Here is a 21,482-nt window from a genome sequence, read left to right on the forward strand (position 1 = left end):
AGCTCTAATTGTCAGCATGCCGGCCTGTCAGGTTTATATTCCTATTTCACTTTGGGTTTGTCAACCAGATAATCGCCAAAAATGTCCCTGAACGACAGACCGATCCCTACTGCCAGGATCGGCAGGCATGCGAGCAGCATGTACACCTGGGTGGTAGGTTGGTCACGATTGAGATCGAACCTCGCGGCCGCCCATGAATATGCCGCTCTCAGGCCCCAGGGCGCGAACGCGGCCGCAACGAGCGCGGCAATGCCGAAACCCAACAGCGAAAGGCGCATTACCGGCGTAAGCCGGTCCGGCGCGGGGATGTGCACGGCGAGATCCGCGTCCGCCACCTCGCCGCTCTCGACGAAGGTCAGGAACAATCGTTCTTCGACCAGCGCCCGAGAAGCAGGGTCGGCGCCTTTTCGCAGCTCGCGCATCTGCGACAGCAATTTCTCGGCAGTCGTCGATGGGCGATAGACCTGCGCCCCGAATGCCGCCGACGACCTCACCAGACACAGATTGGCAAACACGGTGAGGTCGGTGCGGAGTTTCTTCCAGAGATCCTGCCTGGCAAGCCGTTCGGTCTGGCGCTGGAAGCACCTGGCGAGGTCGGAGCGGAACCAGTCCGGCATGCGTCCCACCCGGAACCAGGGCAGCCGGGCAAGTCGTGCAAGCCGGGCAGCGCTCGGCGCCTGGCCGGTTGCCTGCCGCCATAGCGCCGGCGTGAAATTGGGATCCAGCCTGGGAAACAAGGCAAGTGCCGCCAGCCCGGCTCCCGCCCGCAGCGCGAAATCGTCCTGCTGGTAGGGGTCGTCAGGCAGTTCGCCTTCCTCCGGCTCGCCTATGCGGGCGCAGGCATAGGCGGTGACGCGCCGCGCCAGCCGGTCGCGGAAGGCATCGTCGACGGGCGGTATGTCGCTCGCGAAGTCGGCACGATCAAGTTCCAGCAGCAGCGGATCATAACCGGGAGTGGCCTGCGCCATCACGCCACGATCGACGGCCTGCGATCGCCTGCTTGTGACAATAGCTTCGACCGCGCTTTCCAGGCCGGCGTTCGAGTCCTCCGCAAGGCCCAGGCTGATGACGGCGAAGCCGGCCTCCTGCAAGGCCCGCTCTGCCGGCCCCCAACGATCGGGCGGAGACGGTGTCATCAGGATCGGGGGCTCGCGAAAGGCCGGAAGGGCGCGCGGCAGCTGCCGTAATTGTCGGTCGGCGTCACGGTAGTCGACCCATGGCAGTTCTTCGGGCTCGCCGAAGAAGGGTTTGCCGCGCCGCAGCTTGTTCTGTTCATAGGGCTCGAAAAAACCGCGCCCCGTGCCGACGATGACGACCCGAGCTCCCGGGTGGCGGCGCGAGAGGGCGGCGAGCGAAACCACCGGTTGGCCGCCAAAACGGCGCCCGACGGCTTCAAGCACGTCGGGAAAGACCCGGAATTCGTAGCGCAGCAGATCAGCGCCACCATCGCGCAACCGTTTAGCCAACGCGTCGGCAAGAGCCGCCAGATGGTCGTCATTGCCGAGGCGTTCGATCAGCATGAGGCAATCGGGAGCACGCGGTTCCACGCCCGTTTCCAGAGTCGGGTAGCCGGCGGCCTCGATCGACGCCGCGACGCTGCGGCGTATATCGATGCGGTGGCCGGCAACGCGAACCGGCCGGCGCAGCAGACGGCCAGCCCGCCGCACCACCGCAGTGGGAAACAAAATCTCGCTGGCTTCCGGCGACATCGTCGAGGCGACGGTGCCGTCTTTCCTGTCACGAGCAAGGCGCTCGTCGCGCCGCTTGCCGGCATAACCCCACCAGAGCGCGGCAAGGCACAGCACCGCAAGAATGGCAAACAGACGATGCAGGAGGTCCTGCATGAAGAGCTCCGCCAGCCACGGCCAGAAGGTGGCGGATGGCTGCGGCGAAGGCGGCGGATGGACAGAGGGCGACTTCGGCGTGATTTCAACCGCCGCATGCGGCACCTCGAAAACAACATAGCCCACGGCGAGCACCAGGATGGCGATCAGCGCCGCGACAAGCAAACTGCGATAGCGAAGCTTGTAGAGCCGTTCATGCCACGGCACGGGCAAGGCCTGCTTTTCTTGATCGCATATGGGCGGGCCCGATTGCTGCCGATTCCAGAAAGTCGCTATGGCGGCACGCCCAGCCAGTTGCGCTTCGCCGTTGACCGTGAGCAGAGGCATCATCACATCGGCGGCTTCGGTCGCCGATGCGAACCGCACGTCGCGGCCCGCAAGAACCGCCAATGCAACGCCCAGCCTCGTCACCCGGTCGACGCCAAGCGCAACGCCGGCAATACCGGCCAGTTCCGACAGCAGGTGCTCGATGTCACCGCGACCGCCAAGCTCGTCCCAACACCCCTGAAGCGGGTGGGATTGCGGCGTGCTCGGTTCGCGCGGGCCGGTCATCGTGTTTGCGATAGGGACGGGAATACGCCGAGCGCCTTGCCGAGATCGTCAGCCGTCTTCACTAGGACGCCAAGCAGGGCCTTGATCAGATCGACCGAGGGTGTCTTGACGTTGCTGTCCATGGCCGCCAGGAATTCGGCGGCGCTGATCGGCGAGACATGGACCGCACGCGCAAGCGCGATGTATTCGGCGGTACCTGGAGGCCGTGACGAGCCCTTGATCCGGTTGGCCACCTGGTCGCCGACGGCGAAGGCCGCATTGGCCAAGTCATTGGCCTTGCCGTCGTCGAGCTTGTCGATGGTCCTCAGATGCTCGGAAACGATCCGCTTCAGCTGCGCCTCGTCAGGCATGGCGATTTCATGAAACACGCAACGCCGCAGAAAGGCGTCCGGCAAGTTGTTTTCCGCATTCGTGGTGGCAACGATCACCGGCCGCGAGCGACGACGCTCGGTGTCGTCCCCGGCGGCATCCTTGGCGCCGATCTTCAGGCCGAGCTCATCGACGGTAAAGCGCATCGCCTCGAAACTCTCGAGCAGATCGTTGGGCGTATCGCGCGGAGCCTTGTCGATCTCGTCGATCAGCACGACGCTGGGCCTGGGTCTGTCCGGTGGACATTCCGCCGGCTCAAAAAGGTCGCGCAGCAGCAGCGGCCCCGGCTCCCGTGCCACGTCGCCGACGATTGCCGCAATGCGCGATGGCTCGGTGACCGGCTGATCCGTGGCCGCGTCCAACACCAGCGCGCTGCCGCCGCAGGCGGTCACGATAGCGCGCCCAAGCGCCTCGAAACGCAACAGGCGTCGCAGCGGCAAATCCTTGTCGTGAAAACGGGTCAAAAGGTCGAACTTGTAGAGGAGGTCGCGGCCCGTGGTTTGCGTGGTGACGGTGACGCGGATCGGCTCCTGGCCCTCTCCGAACAGGCTGGACGCGATATGATAGGCCGCCCCGGTCTTGCCGACACCCGGCAGGCCACTCAACAGCAAGGGCTGTCCAAGCAGGACCGCGAGCGCTGCCGCTGTCGTCAGGCTGTCGTCGGGCAGATATGGCCGCTTCTTGGCGCCGGCGGCGCGGCCGCCGAAAGAAGCGCCGTCGAGCCTGTTCTTGAGAAGATCACCGTTAAGATCGAGACCGATCATGCTTGTCTCCTGTTCTATTTCAGCGCGTTGAGACGTTTCCAGATAGTGTTGAAGCGCAACGTGCCACCCGTGAATGGCGGCTCCATCGCGTTGCCGAGCGTGCCGGAAAAGTCGGCGGTGCGGAATTGCTGCTCACACCAGGAGCCGAAGTCGGAAAACGAAATCTCGTCGAGGGGCTGACTGCACACTTCGCAATGCATGCCTTCGGGGGATCCACATTCGTCCTGGAAAAGGGCGATGGCGCGCTGGGTCAGATCCTTGGCCTGTTTGAAGGCCTGGTGAGCCTCGCACGACGACGACACCTGGATCCGCAAAACCGTGACAAGAGGGTTTGCCCGCTGGTATGAAATGCCGCCCTGTGGGATCAATTCCTGCTTTGCCCAGCCGGCGATTTCCAGCATCAGCTGCCGCAGCATCGCGACCGCGCCTTCCAGCCGCTCGCCCGTATCCTCATCGAAAATCCGAGACTCATCGACGTCGAAAAGCAGCAGGCGCGGCCCGGCGCCGCTTGCCAGCCTGTCGGCGATGGTCGGCTGGGCCGGACTCTCGCCGGGTGCCCGCGCCCCGATCTGCCTAGCGAGGGTGGCGAACAGCCGCGCGCAGTCCGCCGCACCATTCATGCTCTGAATGGTCACCAACGGTGGGTTCAAGGCAAAGGAGCTGTCGAATAGCGGCTTGTCGCTGTTTGTGCTCACCTCTTGCAGCCGTCTGCATAGAGCGTCCGGACCGTCCCAACTCGTGGTGACAAAGACATAAAAGTAACTGCGTGGGCGTTTGATTCGAAATCCGTCGAGGTAAATCTCTACCGGCTCGATGCGGTCGAGCCGATGAATGACGTCCAGCGCACGCTGCCGGGAGTCCGCCTCGACAAATGCCATGGCCGCCGGGACGAAGGACCAGAAGTCAGCGTCGGACTGGTTGCCATTGGGCCTCGGAACCGGCGCGACGGACAACAGGCTGGTTGCGCCATCATTCGACAACAGGCGGTTGAGCACGCCATAGATCTCGACGTATTCCCCGGCCTCTTGCACACGATAAACAGACGCGCCGGATATGCCCACCAAGGGGTTCGGTTGCTCGGGCGTCGGCGGCCAGATCTGGGTGGTGTAGAGAAAGATAAGATAGCCCTCGGTCGGATCCGCGAGAGGGACAGCGCCGCCGATAGGCAGCGGCAGCGGAATGTTTTCCCGGCCGATGGCCTTTTGCACCGTCTTCAGGGCTATTTCTCCAGCGAGGGGATAGCCCATGAAATCCACCGCCGGCGGCCGATGCCCGCTGATGCCGAGACGTATCCGCCTTGTGGCTTCCTCGAGGTGATAACGCCTGATCAGATCCTGCGCGGCGAGCACCCAGTCGTCGGGAAGATAGCCTTCATCCCCTTCGTTCAGGCCTTCATTGTCGAGCGCCAGGAGCGCGATGTCGCAGAAATCTTTCGACGCCGCGGCGCCGGAAGGCGGCCATACCAGCCGAGCCGGATAAAACTTCACAATGGTCCCGGGCGCCACGCTGGATGCAATCTCGAACCGTACGGAAAGCTTCAGCAAATGATGCGCCGGGACAACACGATCTCCCCCGAAAGGACAGACCACGTGGAGCGCGGTCATGACCAGGCGCGGCGTGATCAACAGGCCAGTTCCCGTTTCTTCGCCCCCGCCGGCAATCCGGCGCCGGACGAACATGGTCAGGTCGGCTATGGGATTACTTTTTGCCACCGCGAACCGCCCCGATGCAGCCTATTTACCGTGAAAACACTTTCGGCCATGAGAATACCCTTCCTCAGAAATTCCGGCTGTCCGCACATACTTGGGCTCGCACTGCCGGTGTCAGAATAGAATAGGCCCACCCGAAACCGGCCCTTCATTTCATCTGCGGTGCCTGGACCAGGCCCTGGCCGACATCCTGCTTGGACAGCGGCGCAAGCCCCAGCGCCGTCGCCTTGAGCTTGTCGATGACATTCCTGGCGGTGAACTGGTCACCCTGCCTGAGCTTTTCCACCCACAGCGCTGCCACTCCGGCAACATGGGGAGCGGCCATGCTGGTGCCGCTCATGGCGACGAGACCACCGCCTGTCCGAGCCGAGACGATCTCTTCTCCAGGCGCCGCTATCGTCGCGCCTTCATTGGAAAAGGGTGCGACGCGGAAGGTCTTGTCCTTCTTGCGGCCAAGTGCCGCCACGGATAGAAACCGCTCTCCGGTGGCCGGCGGTGCGACGATGATGGAGTAGTCCGGCCGGTGGCTTTCATTGCCGGCGGCGGCCGTCACGATCTGCCCGGCCATCAGACCATCGTGATCGACCATGCTGCGCGACAGGTCGTCGAAAAGCCTCGTGTTGAGCCGGTAGCCGGCGAGCGCAAGCGACGTGGCCTGCGCGGGCGCGTAGTGGTATTTGGTCATCAGCAATTGCTGGTAGCCGGGAAAATCCATCCCCAGCGACATCGAGAGGACATTCGCGCCTTCAAGCTGGGCCCACAGGATCGCCTGTACGATCTGTTCGGACGACCCACCCCCTTCACCCAAAACCTTGCCGATGAGCGCCCGCTTAACCCCTCTGGCCACACCGATCCGGCAGTTGTCGACATCCCGGCCGAATATGATGCCGGCACAATGGGTTCCATGTCCCTCGGCGTCCGTGACGTCATCCGGGGCGCCACCTATGAAATTGCGGCCGACCAAGTCGACACCGGTGAACGCCGGATGGGTTCTGTCAATGCCGGTATCCAGCACCGCCACTGTCACGCCGTCGCCGCTGAACGGGCTCGTTGTAGCGGCCACGGCTTCGATGCCCCAACCGACGGTCGCGGCCTTCGGCGAAGCCTTCGCCGTGGGGAAGGCCGCGATGAGCATGACCGGCATCTTCGGCGTGATCGACAGCACCGTTGGATCGGCGGAAAAGCGCCGGCGATCGCCGGCGCTCATTTCGTCCACCTGAACGTCGACATCCTCGAAACCATGGGCAGCCGCGCGAGGCCTCCTGGCCGCAATCAGTTGCGGGTCCATGACTTCGTCCAGGCTGCCGCGACGCACGCTTTCAGGATTTGTGCTTTCGAGCCCAGCTTCCAGACCACGCGGGGCGCGGCTGCGAAGCACCACCATTTCCAGCTTCATCTTCTTCATGCCATCCCCCTTTGCCTTGCGGCTATGCCCCTCGCGAAAGCGCCCTAGACGCGCACATCGCCCAACACCCTGATCTCCGACGAAATGGACAGCCCGCCTTCGATCTCTTCCTCATTGGAAAACCCGTCGAAATTGGCGAGCGAGCCAAAAGAGAGGCCGGAAAGCCCTTCGACGTATTTGACGCTGCGCTGGTAGGTTTTGTAGGCGCCGAACGCCGCCTCCAGCTGACTGAGCTCCTTTTCCTGCTCAACCACATAGGCCGTCGATGACGGACGGCCGTCATCGGAGATGAACGACACCACTTTCCAGAAAGCTTTCGGAATGAGCGCATCGCGGTAGCGAAGATCAGTGGCGCCGAAGACGGGTCCGGTGAACACGGAACACCGCTCGGCCCAGGCCCGCGCATTCTGCAGGATGTAGTTCTCAAGTCCGAGCCAGGTCTTCTGATTGACGATGTCCATCTGCGGCGCACAGTTCGTGAAGTGAAACGTGTCCGCATTGGCGACGAGGGCGTTGGCCCCCCAATTGGGATCCTCGCGCCTGACGAGATGTCCCCTGTCGAGGCGATTGCCGGCATAGAGGTCCTCACCGAGTTGCGCTTCGGCCGGCAGGCGGCCGTCCAGCGCCCATTTGTCGTCCTCGCGCCCAATCGAAATGGAGCGGGCGCCCTCGATATTGACGGCAGTGAACATGGCCATGCGCCGGGACGCGCACATGACGACGGAAAAGTTGCAATAATCGAGCCGGCCGCTGGCATCGCCGCCAACCGGCGTTATGTCGCGGGATCGTTGGCCGGTCGGCTTGGGCAGGTCGATGGGGAACCTGGTCAGGAAAGTCCGATCGAAGCCGGTACGGCCAGCAAAGGACTGGGGCGACGACGTGCGCGGTCGAGCCGCGCGCTCGGCCATGGCACCCTCACTGCGAATGTGCGTTTCGAGAGCTGCCCCGTTCCCCGGCCCGCGCAGCCGCCGCATATCGCGAAGCTGCGGTCGCCGGTCCATCCTTACGGTCACAAGTTCAGTCGCGGACATGAGTTCTCCAATCGAAAAAAGCCGAGGACATCACCTGGCGTTGAAAAAATTTCCAAAGGCCTTCAAATCGAGCAGTTGCGCATCGCCGTCGACGGCATGGCGAATGCTGGCCAGATCGTGGGCGAGGTTCTGCCGCAGCGTCTGCCCGCCAAAATGCAGGCCGCCTATGCCATAAGGATTGCGCAAGCTGATAAGGGGGGCGCCCGAGTTGCCGGCAAGGGTGGTGCCGTCATGGCTCACGGCCCAGCGGTGCTGGTCCCCGACCATCTCTCCCGGCTTGTTGACGATCTGACCGGGGCTGACATATTTGGTGCCATACTCGTCGCCGAACAGCTCCCAGAAACGGTCCCAGATATCGGTCGAGACCTCGCCGGTGTCCGGATCGACGGCCGCCGACAGGTTGGGTTTTGCCGGGTACCCGACAGCGATGAACTTGGACTGCTCGGCCGATTCCATGAAAAGCGGACCCGATGGGGCCGGCTCCGGCAGGCTGGCGCCAGCGGCGTTGGTGGTTTCCACCTCGAGGATGGCGATGTCCAGCTTGCCGATGTCGGCGAACTGGCCGATCTGCCAAGGCCCCGCCGTCAGCACGCTCTTGACCAGGAAGCGACGCTTTTCGTCGATTGCAGCCTCGTCGAAGCAGATGGACACCGGCGCGTTGAGCACAAACCGGCGCGGCCCACCTGAAGACGGAACCGGCTCGGAAAACGCCTCGATGACGTGCCGGTTGGTCATCACCAGACCCTTGGCGATTACCGTGCCGGTGCCGACATGCGAATGGCCGCCGGCCTCGTCGATGTCGATGCGGCCCACCGCATCGATGAGCGGCTTGAGAACCTTTCTCGGCGGCCCCAGGTCGCCGGCCCAGAATTCCAGCTGCGGATCCTTGGGATCGACCATCCCGGCCACGACCCGGAGCGCGGGACGGTCGGTCAGCCGCACGATCGCTTCCGCCGTCGCCCTTACGGCCCCCACCGATCCGGCATCGATACTCCTGCCCTTCGCCCAAGCGTCGACGACGCCTTCGGCATGAGTCATGATCACACGGCCGGCCGCGCGGGCGGATTCGGTTGTGCCCGGCCGCGCTCCTCGGCTGCTCAGGACCTTCTCGATACGGTCGAGCATCTCCTGTTTCCCGGATCGGGCAAGCATCGTCCGCGCGGTGATAGGCGGCGGAACCGCGCTTTCGGAGGCGGAGCCTTGACGCGGCTGCGAAGCACCCGACGGCGTGCGTGGTCCGACGAAAGCGGTCAGCGGTCCCGATGGTCCCGGCAAGGTGGTGCGATCGAGCAGCGCGGCTGCAGCACCGGACGTACCGGTGGCTGCCGCCAGGGCCCGGCTGGGGCGCGGTGCAACGGCGCTTTCGAGTGCCCCAACACGTTTGGGGTCCATGCGCTGGCGCCGGTCAAGCGCCAGAAAGCCTGCCTCCGCGACGAAGCGTTGCGGGTCGGACGTCGCCTCGAGGATCGGCTGGCCGGGATGGGCGCTTTCCACGGAAGCGGCAGCCGGGATATCGGAAAGCGGCAATGCCAGCAGCTGTTCCGCATCGACCACACCGGCGCCCATGGACCTGCCGGGCCAGTTTGCCGGTTTGCGCGCCGATTTCCTGACGGCGGCGCGAAACAGTTCCTGGACGTTCACACCGCGCCTAGCCGCCTCGGCCTTGACCGCGGCAGGAGAGTGCCTGGCAAGCCAAAGTGCCGCGCACCCGGCAGTCAGAGCCACGGCAAAGGATGTCCCCTGGCCGGGCTCGACAGCCGATTTGTCGGCATCCATGGGCCGGTTCCGCCGCGCCACATAGACATTCTCGCCCGGAGCCGAAATGTCGACCTTGGGGCCGCTGGACGTCCCTTTCCAAGGTCGATCGTTGAGGTCGACACCAGCCACGGCAATGACATTGCGGTCCCAGGCGGGATAGACGACAGTTGGTATGCAATTGCCGGCCGCGGCCACAACGATCATATCCGCCTTGACGGCCCTTTCGATAGCCCGCCGCAAATCCGCGCCTTCGATCGGCCCGCCAAGACTCATCGTGATGACGTGGCATTTCGCCAGGCGGGCATGATCAACGGCGGCCGCGACGGCGGCGCCACCGCCGATCACCACCGAATTGACGCAACGGATTGGAACCAGCGTCGCTCCGGGGGCCGCACCGACGATCGCCAACGAGGGACGGCTCACGACCGTACTCGACGTCGCCGTACCATGGCCCGGCGAAGACATCGACGAGGAGAGTGGGTCGATCGGAAGGCCGCCGCCGGCCAGAATGTCCGTGCCTTTTGCCAGATCGAGCGCACCATCCAATTCGCGATGATCGGCGACCCCCGTATCGGGCTGGCCGACCAGAATTCCCTCGCCGGTGGTGCCGAACCTGGCCCATGCCCGATCGGCCCGCACCGCCGAGATCGCCCAGCGGATGGTCGGGGGAACCGGAGCGCTCGACTTGCATAGCGTCCAGACGATACCGCCCACCGATTCCGGTGCACTGCGGTTAAGCTCGTCGTCGGCAATCCAGCCCGGATCGACATCGGGAACGCAGGAACGCAGGCCGCAATCATCGATCAGATTTTGCGCGACCTCGAAGAGGAACCCCGCCGATTGCTCGCGCCGCACATTGGGAAACTGCAAGACGTGGACGAGCGGATCTTCACCGGGCGGCAAAGGGAAGAAAGCAAAGCGCTCGCTGCCAATCAGTCCGGCCAGCTTCGCGCGTTCCGCCGGAAGATCGGGCGGCGCGCCGTATTCGAGCGTGAAACGGATGATGTCCGGTGCGAGCGTTTTCGAATCCGGGTCATCGGTTGCGTCGGCGGCCGCCTTCAGGAATTGACGATACATGGCGTTATCCTCCCGCGCTCAAGTCGACGCCGGCATTCCGCTCGAGCGTGATTTCGAAGTCCGCTATCGCCCTGTCGGCAAACGACCCGGTCCAACTCCAGATCGGCTTGAGCGTGGTCTTGATGACTTTTTCGCCCTTTGTCGGCGGAGGATCCTGCACGACTTGCGACAGCGTGATCGCGTAGGGCTTGCCCGTTGGCACGGTGTAGCCGCCGCTCGACGGGTAACGCATCGGATCGCGTGAAAAGACCCGCCTCAATCTCTCCCCCACACTGCGCCTGGCCAGCACGCCAAGCACGGGATCCCCGGCCACTGATTGGTCAGCCAAGGTCAGGCCGACGACATAGTCGGCCCGCGGGGCGCTTCTCGAGGCGACCACCCGCACCGAAAACCACGCCGACCCGGTTTGCGGCTTGGGCGGTTCGGCGGCGGCGGAGGGCGTGCGCAAGCCAAGGTTGACCAGCAAGGTGTTCACGCCGGCGCTTCCGCCTGCGATGATCAACGCCGACAGGACGGTGGTCAGCACCGTTGTCGGCATGGTCGCCGGCACCTGCTGGATACCGTTGGCAAAGCCGATGATCTTGCTGACGGGATCGTATCCGGAGAGGCCGACGAACAGAGCCGCGATAACCAGCATCACCAACGTCTTCACCGCGCGCGCCGAAAAAAACTCCTGATAGAGCCGCCAGTTGAAGATTGCGGCGAACGCCTGCTCGAACACCGCGGCGATCAGAAACACCTTCATCAATTCGGTGAGGATGTTGGAGGCATTCGGAATGTCGTTGCCCTGCGCGACTGCCTGCTGGGTCGATATGGTGAGAACCGGAAGAACGTACGCAAGGGCCTTGCGCCAACCCGCGGCGGGTGACCGGGTGCCCACCGCGTCCGCGCAACGCCTCTCGCCAATCCTGCGAGCCGCCGCGGTTTCCGGCTCCCTTGTCGTCACGCCAGATTTGACGTCGGTCGAACTGTATCGGTTCTTCATCGCCGCACCCCTCCCCTAACCGTCGCGGCAATTTGGGAGGAGCACCGTGAACTCAGCGTGAAATCAACCTCAGGCGGAGCCCAAACCCTCAGACGAGGAGGGGCATCAGCCGCTCAAAATCGCGGCGGCCGTAAGTTGCCTGCCAACCTCGTTGTTGAGGTAACATCCAGAGCCGTTTACACCCTGACCGCGGCTTGAAATGCGCGAGACCGACGCAGATCGCCTTGACCACGGGGACCTCGAATGAGGGCCGCTGCAAGTCCGCGAACCATACATTGCCGCCGCTTGCGCTGCTTATCTCTTCCATCAGGCGCGACAGCATCCCGGCTTGGCCTGTCTGCGTTGCCGAGCCGGGATCGGAGCCGCTCAAAAAGCCCATTGTGTCGAGGTTTGCGTGCTCCAGCCAGGCCGCGACGCGACGGTCCGCGGCAGACATCGGCGCATTGCCGTTTGTTGCGACCCGCATCTCATGGGCATCGAACGCGAGCTCGGTCTGGATCATCTCGAGGAACGCGGCCTTGGCCGCCGCCTGCAAATCGAAGGCCGCCGCAAATCCGACCGCCAGGCGCCGGCCGTCCCCGTCGCACGATATCGCGGCTGCCACATGCGCGCTGTGAAAGGTTGAAATGTCGAGGAACCAGACACGCCGCCCGGTTTCGATGGCGTGCTCCGTCAAGGCCGCTGCCAGGGAAGCATCGTGCCCGGTGGGAGCAAAGCGCCGACGCCGGCAGCCTCGCCACCACCATATGCCGGTTGCATCGCGCTCAACGAGCTCGAGCACGGCGCGCGACATAGCGGCGTCGATGGTGCTTCCGGCGGCGCAGCCATTGGAATCGGCGTTCAGGCTGTTGTCTCCATGGACGGCGTCGCCAAAGCCACCGAAGCAGAGAAATGCGGGGCACATCGCGGTGCGCGAGCCCGCGAAGTCGCGCACGCGGGCCAGCCGGTCGGGATCGTGCAGTTGCCGGGGCGGGGGAATCGCATCCCAGCCATCCCACATGCGGTTGAGACGGCGGCGCTGCTGTATCTGGCGCCTGGAAAAACCCAGTACCGCTTCGGCCGGGATGATATCGCTGGTCTGGCCGGCCGCTACAAGCGTGCACTCGTCCAAGGCCTGATACATCCAACTGCTGATTTCCACGGCTTCGCCAAGGCATCCCAACAAGGCCTGTGACCGGCTGTATCCCTTTCCGCTTACAGTCACTTGGCGGATACCGCCGCTCCACGGCAGATCGAGATTCGCCGCGGCCAGAATACCGCCCGGTATCTCGAACAGATCGACAATCAGGCCGTGAAGGGCGGCGAAGCTGTAAAGACGCAGGCGATCGGAAGCCTCGACATCCGTTTCCGGCCGGAGCTCCAATCCCGCGAGCCGAAGATCCCGCCTTATTGTATCGGGCACCTTGTCCAGCACCGTGTTCGAAGAGTCGACTGCGGAATGCGGCTGTGCGCAAAGCACTTCCCAATGACTTTTTTCTAACCGCATTCTTCGATCTTCGCTTAACGTCAGTCCGGTTCTGGTATTAAATGACCAAAGGGCGTTTGGGTCGATCATGTCAGTAACCATGATCCACAGGCAGAGAGAAAGGGGCTCTTCCAGGAAAAGCCTCGAGATCAAACTCGTCGGCAATTTCGAGATACGCAGCCTCGATAAGGTTTATGCTCTCGACAAACGCAAGGCCTGCGCGATCCTGGCCTATCTCATTTTGTCCGAACAGACGCGCGAAACACGCGGACGTTTGTCCGCGCTCCTGTGGAGCGACAGCGATGAAGAACACGCACGCGCCTCGCTGAGGCAATCCATTCGCGATCTGAAGCAGATCGAACTCACGACGGGGGTGCCGTTTCTGGTCCTCGACAAGCTCTCCGTGGGGATCGATCCCAATGTCCTGCGCACGGATCTCGCCGCTCTGCGCCATGCGCTCAGGGATCGGGATTTCCCGGCTGTCGACGGCATCCTGGCGCGAAGCGACAGATCACTTTGCATCGGGCTTCAGGATTGCGATCCGGTATTCGACAACTGGATCGGGATGATTTCGACCCAGTGGTCGGATGGTCTGACCCATCAACTGTCGAAATCGCTCAACGAGGCAAATTCGACCCTGGCGGAACGCAAGGCGATCGCCGGCTGCATCTTGCGCCTCGACCCTTTCCATGAATCGGCGGTCATCACCATGTTGGGCGCGCTGCATCGGGAAGGCGGCTATGCCAGGGCCCGCGTTTTCTTCGAACGCTATGTCAGCGATCTGAGATCGGAACTCGATCTCGCACCGCCACGCGAAATCATTCAGCAACTGGAGCGGTTCAAGACAGCGGCCGTGGATGCGACGGATGCGCAGCCGCAAGTCGCCCTCGACCCTGCCGCGCCGCGCCAGCTTGTCGAAAGGCCGACGATCGTGCTCGTCACGGAAAAACACAGGAGCACCGACGCGCACATTCAGTTCGCCCTGGTCAGTGAACTTTCCGCCACCCTCTCGCGGTTCAGGCATTGGACCGCAATCCACACCGAGCTTGATCGCGACACGATACGATCAGGGTCTGTCGAGACGCTTCGTGCCGCCGTGGGGGAAACCGCTGACCTTGCCGTGATCATAACCGCGTCCGACGGCGAGGACGAACCGCATTTCGATATTTCATGCCGCACGATCCCAACGGGCGTCTTGCAGTTCTCCACCACCGCGCCTCGAGAACCGGCGGCATGGAGACCCGTCTTCAATGAAATCTGCGCGCGGGTTGCTTCACGCCTCCAGTTGGTGATTTCCACCACGCGCCTCCATCGCATCGACGAACAGTCGCCAAACTACATCTCGGCCTATGACAATTGGCTCGACGGACAGCGGCTTTCGACGTTGTGGCGCAAAGACACCGACGCCATCGCGATCGCGCGTTACGAAGAAGCCATTCGCCAGGACCCTAGCCTGGCCTGCGCCTATTCGAGCCTGGCTGTGATCCTGAATTCGCGGTGGATCGTGCTGCCCGGCTATCCGGTCGAGAGCGCCGACCTCGACCGCGCATTCGACCTCGCCAAGAAGGCGGTCGCGATCGATCCTCTCGATCATCGCAACCAGGTCAACCTGGCTTGGAGCCACCTCCTGGCGCGGCGCTGGGAACTGGCGGAATTTCATTTCGGACTGGCGCACGACCTCAACGCCGCCAATCCGGCGACCCTTATCGCCTATTCGCTTTTCAGCGCGTTCATCGGAAACCATCAGCGGGCGGTCGACCTGTCGCGACGGTCGTTCGAGCTCAACCCGCTGCATGAGCCGCACTACCACGGTTACCATGCGACCGTTGCATTCCTGGCGGGCGACCTGCAGGGCTGCGTCGAGGCTGTCGAAAAAAGCGACGGCCTGTTTCCCGATATCCGAGGCTGGTCGGCTGCCGCGCATGCCTTCATGGGCGATGACGCGAAAGCCGCCACCGACTTCAGAATATTTCTGAAGGGTATCACGACCGCATGGCACAATGGCGAGCGCCCGACCCGGCGAAGCGCGATCGACTGGTTCAAGAACGTCTTCCCGATCCGCCTGGATGCCGACCGCGCGAGACTGAGCGAAGGCATCGACCGCGCCTCACGGCTGGCATGACGCGGCCGAAGCCCGGCGCATCCTATCTGCAGCGCGACATGACATAGTCGCCAAGCCGGCAACGGTAGCCCCGGAGCCGGTTTGCCTTCTTCTCCTCGACCGTCGCGCCTGCGTTGGGATCGAATTTGTAGTGGGCCGGGAAAGGATAATCCTCTCCGGGGCCGACCTCGGGCGCGATCGTCCGCACGGTCTCCTCGACGTCCCCGGTGAAAGGAAAGGCAATGTTGACGACGTTTTCTTCATCGAAATGCGCGATGATCTCGATCTCGTCCCAGGTCTTGCCGCGCGGGTTCATGAACCCTCTGAGCAGGTCTTTCTTCTCGTCCTGCGTGCCTTTCCTGAATATCTCCATGGTGGCGGGATCCTTTATGGCTTCTCGAATAAAGGCTCCCAACGCTTCGAACTGCACATTCTCGAATTTGGCCATGACCCCTCTCCATTTCTTCAGGTTGCGACGTTGCCGGTTCTTCGATAGGCCCGCCCCGGCATGTCCAGGTTAGCGTACCGCTGGAAGTATTCGTAGAGCTGGTCGTCTGAAACCAGCCTGTCGTCGGCCAACCCCAAGAGCCCCGCCAGATTGCCGGGTTCGGCCGATGACAGGGACAGCGGCATCTGGATTTCGCTGTCTCCGGCATTGAACAGTGCGGCGGCGACGGTGGCCGCGACGATGAACGAGCCGGTCGGTCCCAGCCGGTTGCCGTCATCGCCGAGCACGGCGGCTTCCTGCATGATGTAATAGGACAGAGGGGTCTCGGTCAGGAACTGCGGATGGGCCAGCAGCGTCTTCTCAAGCGCGCCAGCCTGGAAGCTGTAACGCTTCCTGCAGCTTTGCGTGGGCAGCATGGCAGCGCCGGAAAGTACAGGCACATCCGCGGAAAGCGCAGCAGCGACGGCGCCGGCAATCGTCTGGCCTGATGCGATGCCTAGATCGTAACAGCGCCAGCAATCCATGAAGGCGATGGACCGAGGGGCCCCGTCGAAGTCGGCGGCGTGCTGAACCACCGCCATCTCGTAGTTGAGAAACGGGCTGATACGGCGTGCCTTCAGCGCCTTCGCATCGTCCGACTCGATGAAACGGCTCCAGTCGACGGCCCAATTCACGCGGACCGGAACGTCACCATTCGGGCGCTGGCTCGAAAATGCCAGGATCTCGCGCAAGGTGCCGGCTTCCTCTTCGAATGCCTTGTTGAGGGCATAGCGGTCGCGGACCATCGAATGCGCAAACCGCGAGGCGCCAAATGTGAATTCGATCGGCAAGTCCGCCAGCGGCCTCAGCGATGCGACGCCGGGTCCGCGAAACTCCTCGCCATCGAAGAAGTGCGCCCAGACCGCCGGGGCCAGAATTCGCCTGAGATAGTCGTCGACGACGACGCGGCGATAGACACCGGTCAGGTAAAGCCGCGCTTGGTCGAAGGCGGTCTGCGGCGGTACAGCGCGTCGCGCCATCAGCAAATCGACGAGACGGTTGTGCACCAGCATCAACGAGCATTGCAGCTGCGAGAGAATGAGATTGTCGTCGTTCCTGGGGTCGCCGATCAGCGGACGGTAAGGCGCCTTTCGTCCGCACACGCTCAGAAAACCGCTGGAGGCGTCGACGCGCGGGACGTCTCGCGCCCTTTCGACCGCACCATCGACGGGAAGTTTGACCTGCTTGTCGCTGACCCCGGGCAGGCCGATCGGGAATCGACACAGGGTGGTGTCGCTTTCCGATGCGGAGTCATAGAGATGCGAGTCCACAACCAGGCCTCGTCCATAAAGGCCCGACAGATCGAGACTGCCCGAGACGGCGTTCCTCAAGGTGCGCCCGGCATGATCGCCCGGCATGCCAAATATGCGGCTAAAGACGATGTCGTGAAAAGCGAACTGGCCGAAATAGGTATAGGCAGCGGGATTGTCGCTGAGGTCGGGGGAATCGATGGGACCGAGCATGGAGTTCGAGATGTCGGTGAGCGCCGCCTGGGTTCTCTCCGTCATGGAGCCATCTTCTCCAGCCGGCATGAGGCTTATCGGCTTTTCGGCGAGATCGGGAAACAGGAGCCGGCGCCGAAGAGCGTCGCCCGCGTCCGCACCTGCCGCTTCGACGGTTTGACCTCCAGCAGTCCTCGCCATCGCGTTGAGCGCGCGGCGGTGATTTACCAGGGTTTCATATGCCGCATACTCGCCGTGTCTCATCACCACCTCTTTTCGTCAAAGACTATTCCATTCGCACGCGCTCGGCGATGCCAGCCGGCCATATCTTGCGCCCCCGGCCGAACGGCCCAGTCCGAGGGCGGGACGGATTATGTTGGGAGGCCCAAAATCCGTCCCGCCGCCGACCCCCCGGCCGACTTGAGATGCATGGTTGAAGCCTGCCGATCACCCGGTGCAACAGGTCCGGACATCAGTTGGCGCAAGTTTGCCCATCGGGGTCACGCCGCCAATCATCGACGACACGGATTCCGTGCCGGGAGGCGATATGACGAGCTGGCGAAAACGGTTCCAGTCGAAGCTCATGCCTGGATCGGGCCGGCGGGCCGGATCGAGCGCGGCATGCGAAACGATGGTCTTGAGGTTCGGGTATTTCGCCCAGCAATAGCGCACAATCCTCGCCGTCACTTCGACCTGCCAGCTCGAGAATGGGGCCGCGACCTGGCTGTTGACGACTTCAATGCCAAGGCTCCAGTGATTGACGCGCTTGGCGCCGCCATTGACCCGCGGATGGCTCTTGTCGTTTCCTACATGCCAGGCCGCCCGCGATTCCGGCGCACACGCCCAGACAATGTTTCCGTGCTGGCTTTCGTTCTCATCGGGAACCAGCCAGTGAAAACTGGCGGTGCCGGCCTGCATCACCGACATCGCCCCGGCCGAGCTGCCGCCGGCAGTCGCATGAATGACAACCGCCTCGATGCCGAGGATCGGATCGAAACGCCGCAAGGACGTCGAGCCCGCCCAGTAATCTTGGACGCCGGGATAGAGCACCTCCGGGATCGCAAATGGTGCCGGCCTGCCCGCGGCCGGCAAATCGAACAGGTACGTCTTCGGATCCGGCATTGCTTGCTCCTGCAAAGCTCGCGTTTGACGCCCCGGTATCGCAACGTTGGCGTGAAACCAGCGTGAACCATGTTCCGCCGCCTCGGAGGCATCACTGGCCATCAAGAGATGGTCCATCGGCCAGCAGCGCCTGATCAATCCGATTCTCGATAGAATCCAGCACGTTCTGGGAGTATGATCGCCGCGGATACGCTATACTCGAAGCGGCTGCGCCACCGTGGCAATCCTTGCTTGACCGGCATTCGCCCGAGCTACTCGAAGGAATAGGTGAAACCTTCCTTGGAGGCGCCAACGGTGACCTTTGACATTTTCTCGCCCGCGAGCGACCGGTCGAGCACGCCCCGGCTCAGTTCCGGCAGCAGCGTGTTGGTCAGGATGGCATCGATCATCCGTCCGCCGGATTCGATCTCGGTGCAGCGGGCCTTGACCAGATCCATGACACCGTCGCCGATTACCAGTTCCGCATCGTTGGTCGTGCGCAGCCGGCGAGCGATCTTGGCAAACTGGTGACGGGTGATGGCTTCGATCATCCCGTCCGAGAGCGGGTAATAGGGAATGGTCACCACCCGGCCGAGGAAGGCAGCCGGGAAGACCTTCAGCAGCGGGCTGCGCAAGGCGATGTCCAGATCGTCAAGTCCGGCCCGTATAGTGCCGTTCCCGGTCCGCTCCATGATGACCTCCGAGCCGACATTGGAGGTAAGCAGGATCAGCGTGTTCTTGAAATCGATCCGTCGCCCCTCGCTGTCGTCCATCATGCCCTTGTCGAAAACCTGAAAGAATATCTCGTGGACGTCGGGATGCGCCTTCTCGACCTCGTCGAGCAGGATCACCGAATAGGGTTTTCTGCGCACGGCCTCGGTCAGGATGCCGCCCTTGCCGTAACCGACATAGCCGGGCGGCGCACCTTTCAAGGTGGACACCGTATGCGCCTCCTGGAACTCGGACATGTTGATCGAGATCAGGTTCTGTTCGCCGCCATAGAGGGTTTCGGCCAGCGCCAGCGCGGTTTCAGTCTTGCCGACGCCCGAGGGGCCGCAGAGCAGGAACACGCCGACCGGCTTTTCCGGTGCACCGAGCCCGGCGCGGCTGGTCTGTACGCGCCTGGCGATCATCTCCATGGCGTGATCCTGGCCGACGACCCGCTCCGAGAGCGTGGTGGCGAGCTTGAGCGCCTTTTCGGTCTGGCTCGACAACATCCGTCCAGTCGGGATTCCCGTCCAGTCCTGGACCACGGCGGCCACGGCATTGCGGTCAACCGAGGGCAGGATCAGCGGTGTCTCGCCTTGCGCCGTGGCCAGTTCGGCCATCAGCTCGCGCAACCGAGCAAGGTCGGCCGCCGGATCCGACGGCGCCGGATCGGCAGCCGCCGGCGCCTCGGCCCTGGCTTTGGCCGCCTTGGTCTTCGTCGTTTCCGCCTTCGCCGTTTCCGTCTTGGGCGGCTCAGTCTTGGGCACCTTGGTCTTTTCCGCGTCCGTCACTGCCGTTTCAGTGTCGGCCTCAGCGGTCGCCTCCGCATCGAGCGGCACGCCCTCACCGCGCAGCCGCGCGCGCAATTCGAGTATCTCGGCGACCAGCGCCTTTTCACGCTCCCAGCGCCCCTCGGCGGCAGCCAGCGTGGTCTCGGTTTCGGCTAACCCGGCTTCAACCCGCGCCTGCCGCTCCGCCACCTCGATGCCGATCGCAGCCTCGCGACCGATGATGCCGCGCTCGACCTCCAGCGCCTGGCGGCGGCGAATGATGTCCTCGACCTCGGCCGGCGTCGCGTGCTGCGATATGGCGACACGGGCACAAGCGGTGTCGAGCAGGCTCACCGCCTTGTCCGGCAGTTGCCGCGCCGGGATGTAGCGATGCGACAGGCCGACCGCCGCCTCGATCGCCTCATCGAGTATCTGCACCTCGTGATGCTTCTCCAGAACGCCGGCCACACCGCGCAACATCAGCACGGCCACCGCCTCCGACGGTTCGTCGATCTTGACCACCTGGAAACGGCGGGTCAGCGCAGGGTCTTTCTCGATGTGCTGCTTGTATTCGGCCCAGGTCGTCGCCGCGATCGTGCGAAGTTCACCGCGCGCCAGCGCCGGCTTCAAGAGATTGGCCGCGTCGCCTGTTCCAGCCGCGCCGCCGGCGCCGATCAGCGTGTGCGCCTCGTCGATGAACAGGATGACCGGCGTCTCGGACGACTGAACCTCGTCGATGACCGCCTTCAGCCGTTTTTCAAATTCGCCCTTCACGCTGGCGCCCGCCTGCATCAATCCGACGTCGAGCATGCGCACGCTGACGCCTTGCAGTGTGGGCGGCACGTCGTCCGCGGCGACACGCAAGGCAAAGCCCTCGACCACCGCGGTCTTGCCGACACCGGCCTCGCCGGTCAGGATCGGGTTGTTCTGCCGGCGCCGCATCAGGATATCGACGATCTGCCGGATTTCCGGATCGCGGCCGACGACCGGGTCGATCTTGCCGTCGCGGGCGCGCTGGGTCAGGTCGGTGGCGTATTTCGCCAGCGCCGAATCCCCGCCTGGCCCCCGCCGCGGCGCTTCAGGGGCGGAGACCGGGGTCGAGGCGCCGGCTTCGAGCGAACCTTCCACGACGTCGGCGAACCGCGCAATGACCGCGTCGGCGTCGATCTTGTCGAACTCGCCGCTGATCTTCGACAGCAGGCCTTCCAGCACCGGCGTCCTCAGGCAGGCAAGCAGAATATGTGCGCCGCGGACTTCCTCGACGCCGAACTCGAGCGTTGCCAGGTTCCAGGCCTCCTGGATGGCATGAAAGATGTGGTCGGAGAATTCCTCGATCGAGGTCGCGCCATAAGGCAGCTTGTCGACGGCGCGGGTCATGTCGGCCGTGAGCCGGCTCGCATCCACGCCCGCATCGGCGATGATCATCTGCACATCCGAGCGGTCGGAAAGCACCAGTTGCTCGATGAAATGGACCAGTTCGACATAGGGATTACCGCGCAGTTTGGCGGCATCGGCGGCAGCCTTGAAGGCGCGGACACCGACAGGATTGAGCTTGCCGACCAGTTCCTTGCGTTTGAAAGTCTGCGATGACCGGCGCTGTTCCATCGAACGTGCTCCTGCAGTCTGCCAGCCGATAAACTGCCACATAAGACGTCACTTGACAAAGAGCGTCATGGACGATGTCCCGATGCCCGGTTTAGCCGGCTCCTTTCCATTTGTGGAAAGTCCCGCACCCTTGACTGCAAAAAGCCACGGCACTGGACGCCCCTCCGCAACGCGGTTCGTATGCTGCCAAGGCAACCGCGCCGTGGATTTCAGCGCTCGTGAGGCGATCGCGTTTAGCTTCTGTTAATTTTTGAGCGCTCGTTGAATTGTGGTAAAGTGCAACCGTGTGATAACGTTGCGTCACATATG

13 protein-coding genes are annotated in these 21,482 nt (G+C 63.3%); 1 reads left to right on the top strand and 12 read right to left on the bottom strand.

Annotation, left to right across the window (positions count from 1 at the left end):
* Positions 1 to 41: 41 nt before the first annotated feature.
* From AC07SZ_RS24950 to AC07SZ_RS24985, 8 genes are all read right to left on the bottom strand, one after another.
* Positions 42 to 2,396 carry a hypothetical protein gene (locus AC07SZ_RS24950; protein WP_494916299.1) on the bottom strand — a complete coding sequence of 785 codons (2,355 nt, stop codon included), beginning with the start codon at positions 2,394 to 2,396 and terminating at the stop codon, positions 42 to 44.
* A complete protein-coding gene (locus tag AC07SZ_RS24955; protein WP_056564934.1) occupies positions 2,393 to 3,529 on the bottom strand; it encodes an AAA family ATPase in 1,137 nt (378 codons plus the stop codon). Before AC07SZ_RS24955 ends, AC07SZ_RS24950 begins: the two co-directional genes overlap by 4 nt.
* 14 nt (positions 3,530 to 3,543) lie before the next feature.
* Entirely contained in the window at positions 3,544 to 5,241 is a 1,698-nt protein-coding gene (locus tag AC07SZ_RS24960; RefSeq protein ID WP_494916301.1) for a hypothetical protein, read from the bottom strand.
* 145 nt (positions 5,242 to 5,386) lie between these two features.
* On the bottom strand, positions 5,387 to 6,643 hold the full coding sequence (locus AC07SZ_RS24965) for a S8 family peptidase (RefSeq protein ID WP_494916302.1): 1,257 nt from the start codon (positions 6,641 to 6,643) through the stop codon (positions 5,387 to 5,389).
* Between the two features lie 44 nt (positions 6,644 to 6,687).
* Complete coding sequence (locus tag AC07SZ_RS24970; RefSeq protein ID WP_196772367.1) at positions 6,688 to 7,551, bottom strand: DNA/RNA non-specific endonuclease; 864 nt, start codon at positions 7,549 to 7,551, stop codon at positions 6,688 to 6,690.
* Between the two features lie 153 nt (positions 7,552 to 7,704).
* On the bottom strand, positions 7,705 to 10,509 hold the full coding sequence (locus tag AC07SZ_RS24975; RefSeq protein WP_494916304.1) for a S8 family serine peptidase: 2,805 nt from the start codon (positions 10,507 to 10,509) through the stop codon (positions 7,705 to 7,707).
* A 4-nt stretch (positions 10,510 to 10,513) separates the two neighbouring features.
* Positions 10,514 to 11,494: a hypothetical protein gene (locus AC07SZ_RS24980; protein ID WP_494916306.1), complete on the bottom strand. Its 981-nt coding sequence runs from the start codon at positions 11,492 to 11,494 to the stop codon at positions 10,514 to 10,516.
* Positions 11,495 to 11,582: 88 nt separating this feature from the next.
* Positions 11,583 to 13,049, bottom strand: coding sequence for a YcaO-like family protein (locus tag AC07SZ_RS24985; protein ID WP_494916308.1), 1,467 nt, complete (start codon positions 13,047 to 13,049; stop codon positions 11,583 to 11,585).
* Between AC07SZ_RS24985 and AC07SZ_RS24990 the strand changes: the two genes are divergently transcribed.
* Positions 13,048 to 15,081, top strand: coding sequence for an AfsR/SARP family transcriptional regulator (locus AC07SZ_RS24990; protein WP_494916310.1), 2,034 nt, complete (start codon positions 13,048 to 13,050; stop codon positions 15,079 to 15,081). The genes AC07SZ_RS24985 and AC07SZ_RS24990 overlap by 2 nt on opposite strands.
* Before the next feature lie 22 nt (positions 15,082 to 15,103).
* Here the strand turns inward: AC07SZ_RS24990 and AC07SZ_RS24995 are convergent, their stop codons facing one another.
* The 4 genes from AC07SZ_RS24995 to tssH all read right to left on the bottom strand — a co-directional run bounded on the left by AC07SZ_RS24995 (position 15,104) and on the right by tssH (position 21,173).
* The gene (locus tag AC07SZ_RS24995; protein ID WP_056564951.1) at positions 15,104 to 15,508 is read right to left on the bottom strand and encodes a hypothetical protein; all 405 of its coding nucleotides are present in this window, start codon (positions 15,506 to 15,508) and stop codon (positions 15,104 to 15,106) included.
* A 17-nt stretch (positions 15,509 to 15,525) separates the two neighbouring features.
* Positions 15,526 to 17,055, bottom strand: coding sequence for a peroxidase family protein (locus AC07SZ_RS25000; protein WP_162258873.1), 1,530 nt, complete (start codon positions 17,053 to 17,055; stop codon positions 15,526 to 15,528).
* A gap of 381 nt (positions 17,056 to 17,436) precedes the next feature.
* Positions 17,437 to 18,111, bottom strand: a complete 675-nt coding sequence (locus AC07SZ_RS25005; RefSeq protein WP_056564955.1) for an N-acetylmuramoyl-L-alanine amidase — start codon at positions 18,109 to 18,111, stop codon at positions 17,437 to 17,439.
* Positions 18,112 to 18,362: 251 nt separating this feature from the next.
* A complete protein-coding gene (gene tssH, locus AC07SZ_RS25010; RefSeq protein ID WP_494916313.1) occupies positions 18,363 to 21,173 on the bottom strand; it encodes a type VI secretion system ATPase TssH in 2,811 nt (936 codons plus the stop codon).
* Positions 21,174 to 21,482: the final 309 nt, after the last annotated feature.

The organism is Mesorhizobium sp. GW821-FHT07A06 (genome assembly GCF_059419085.1).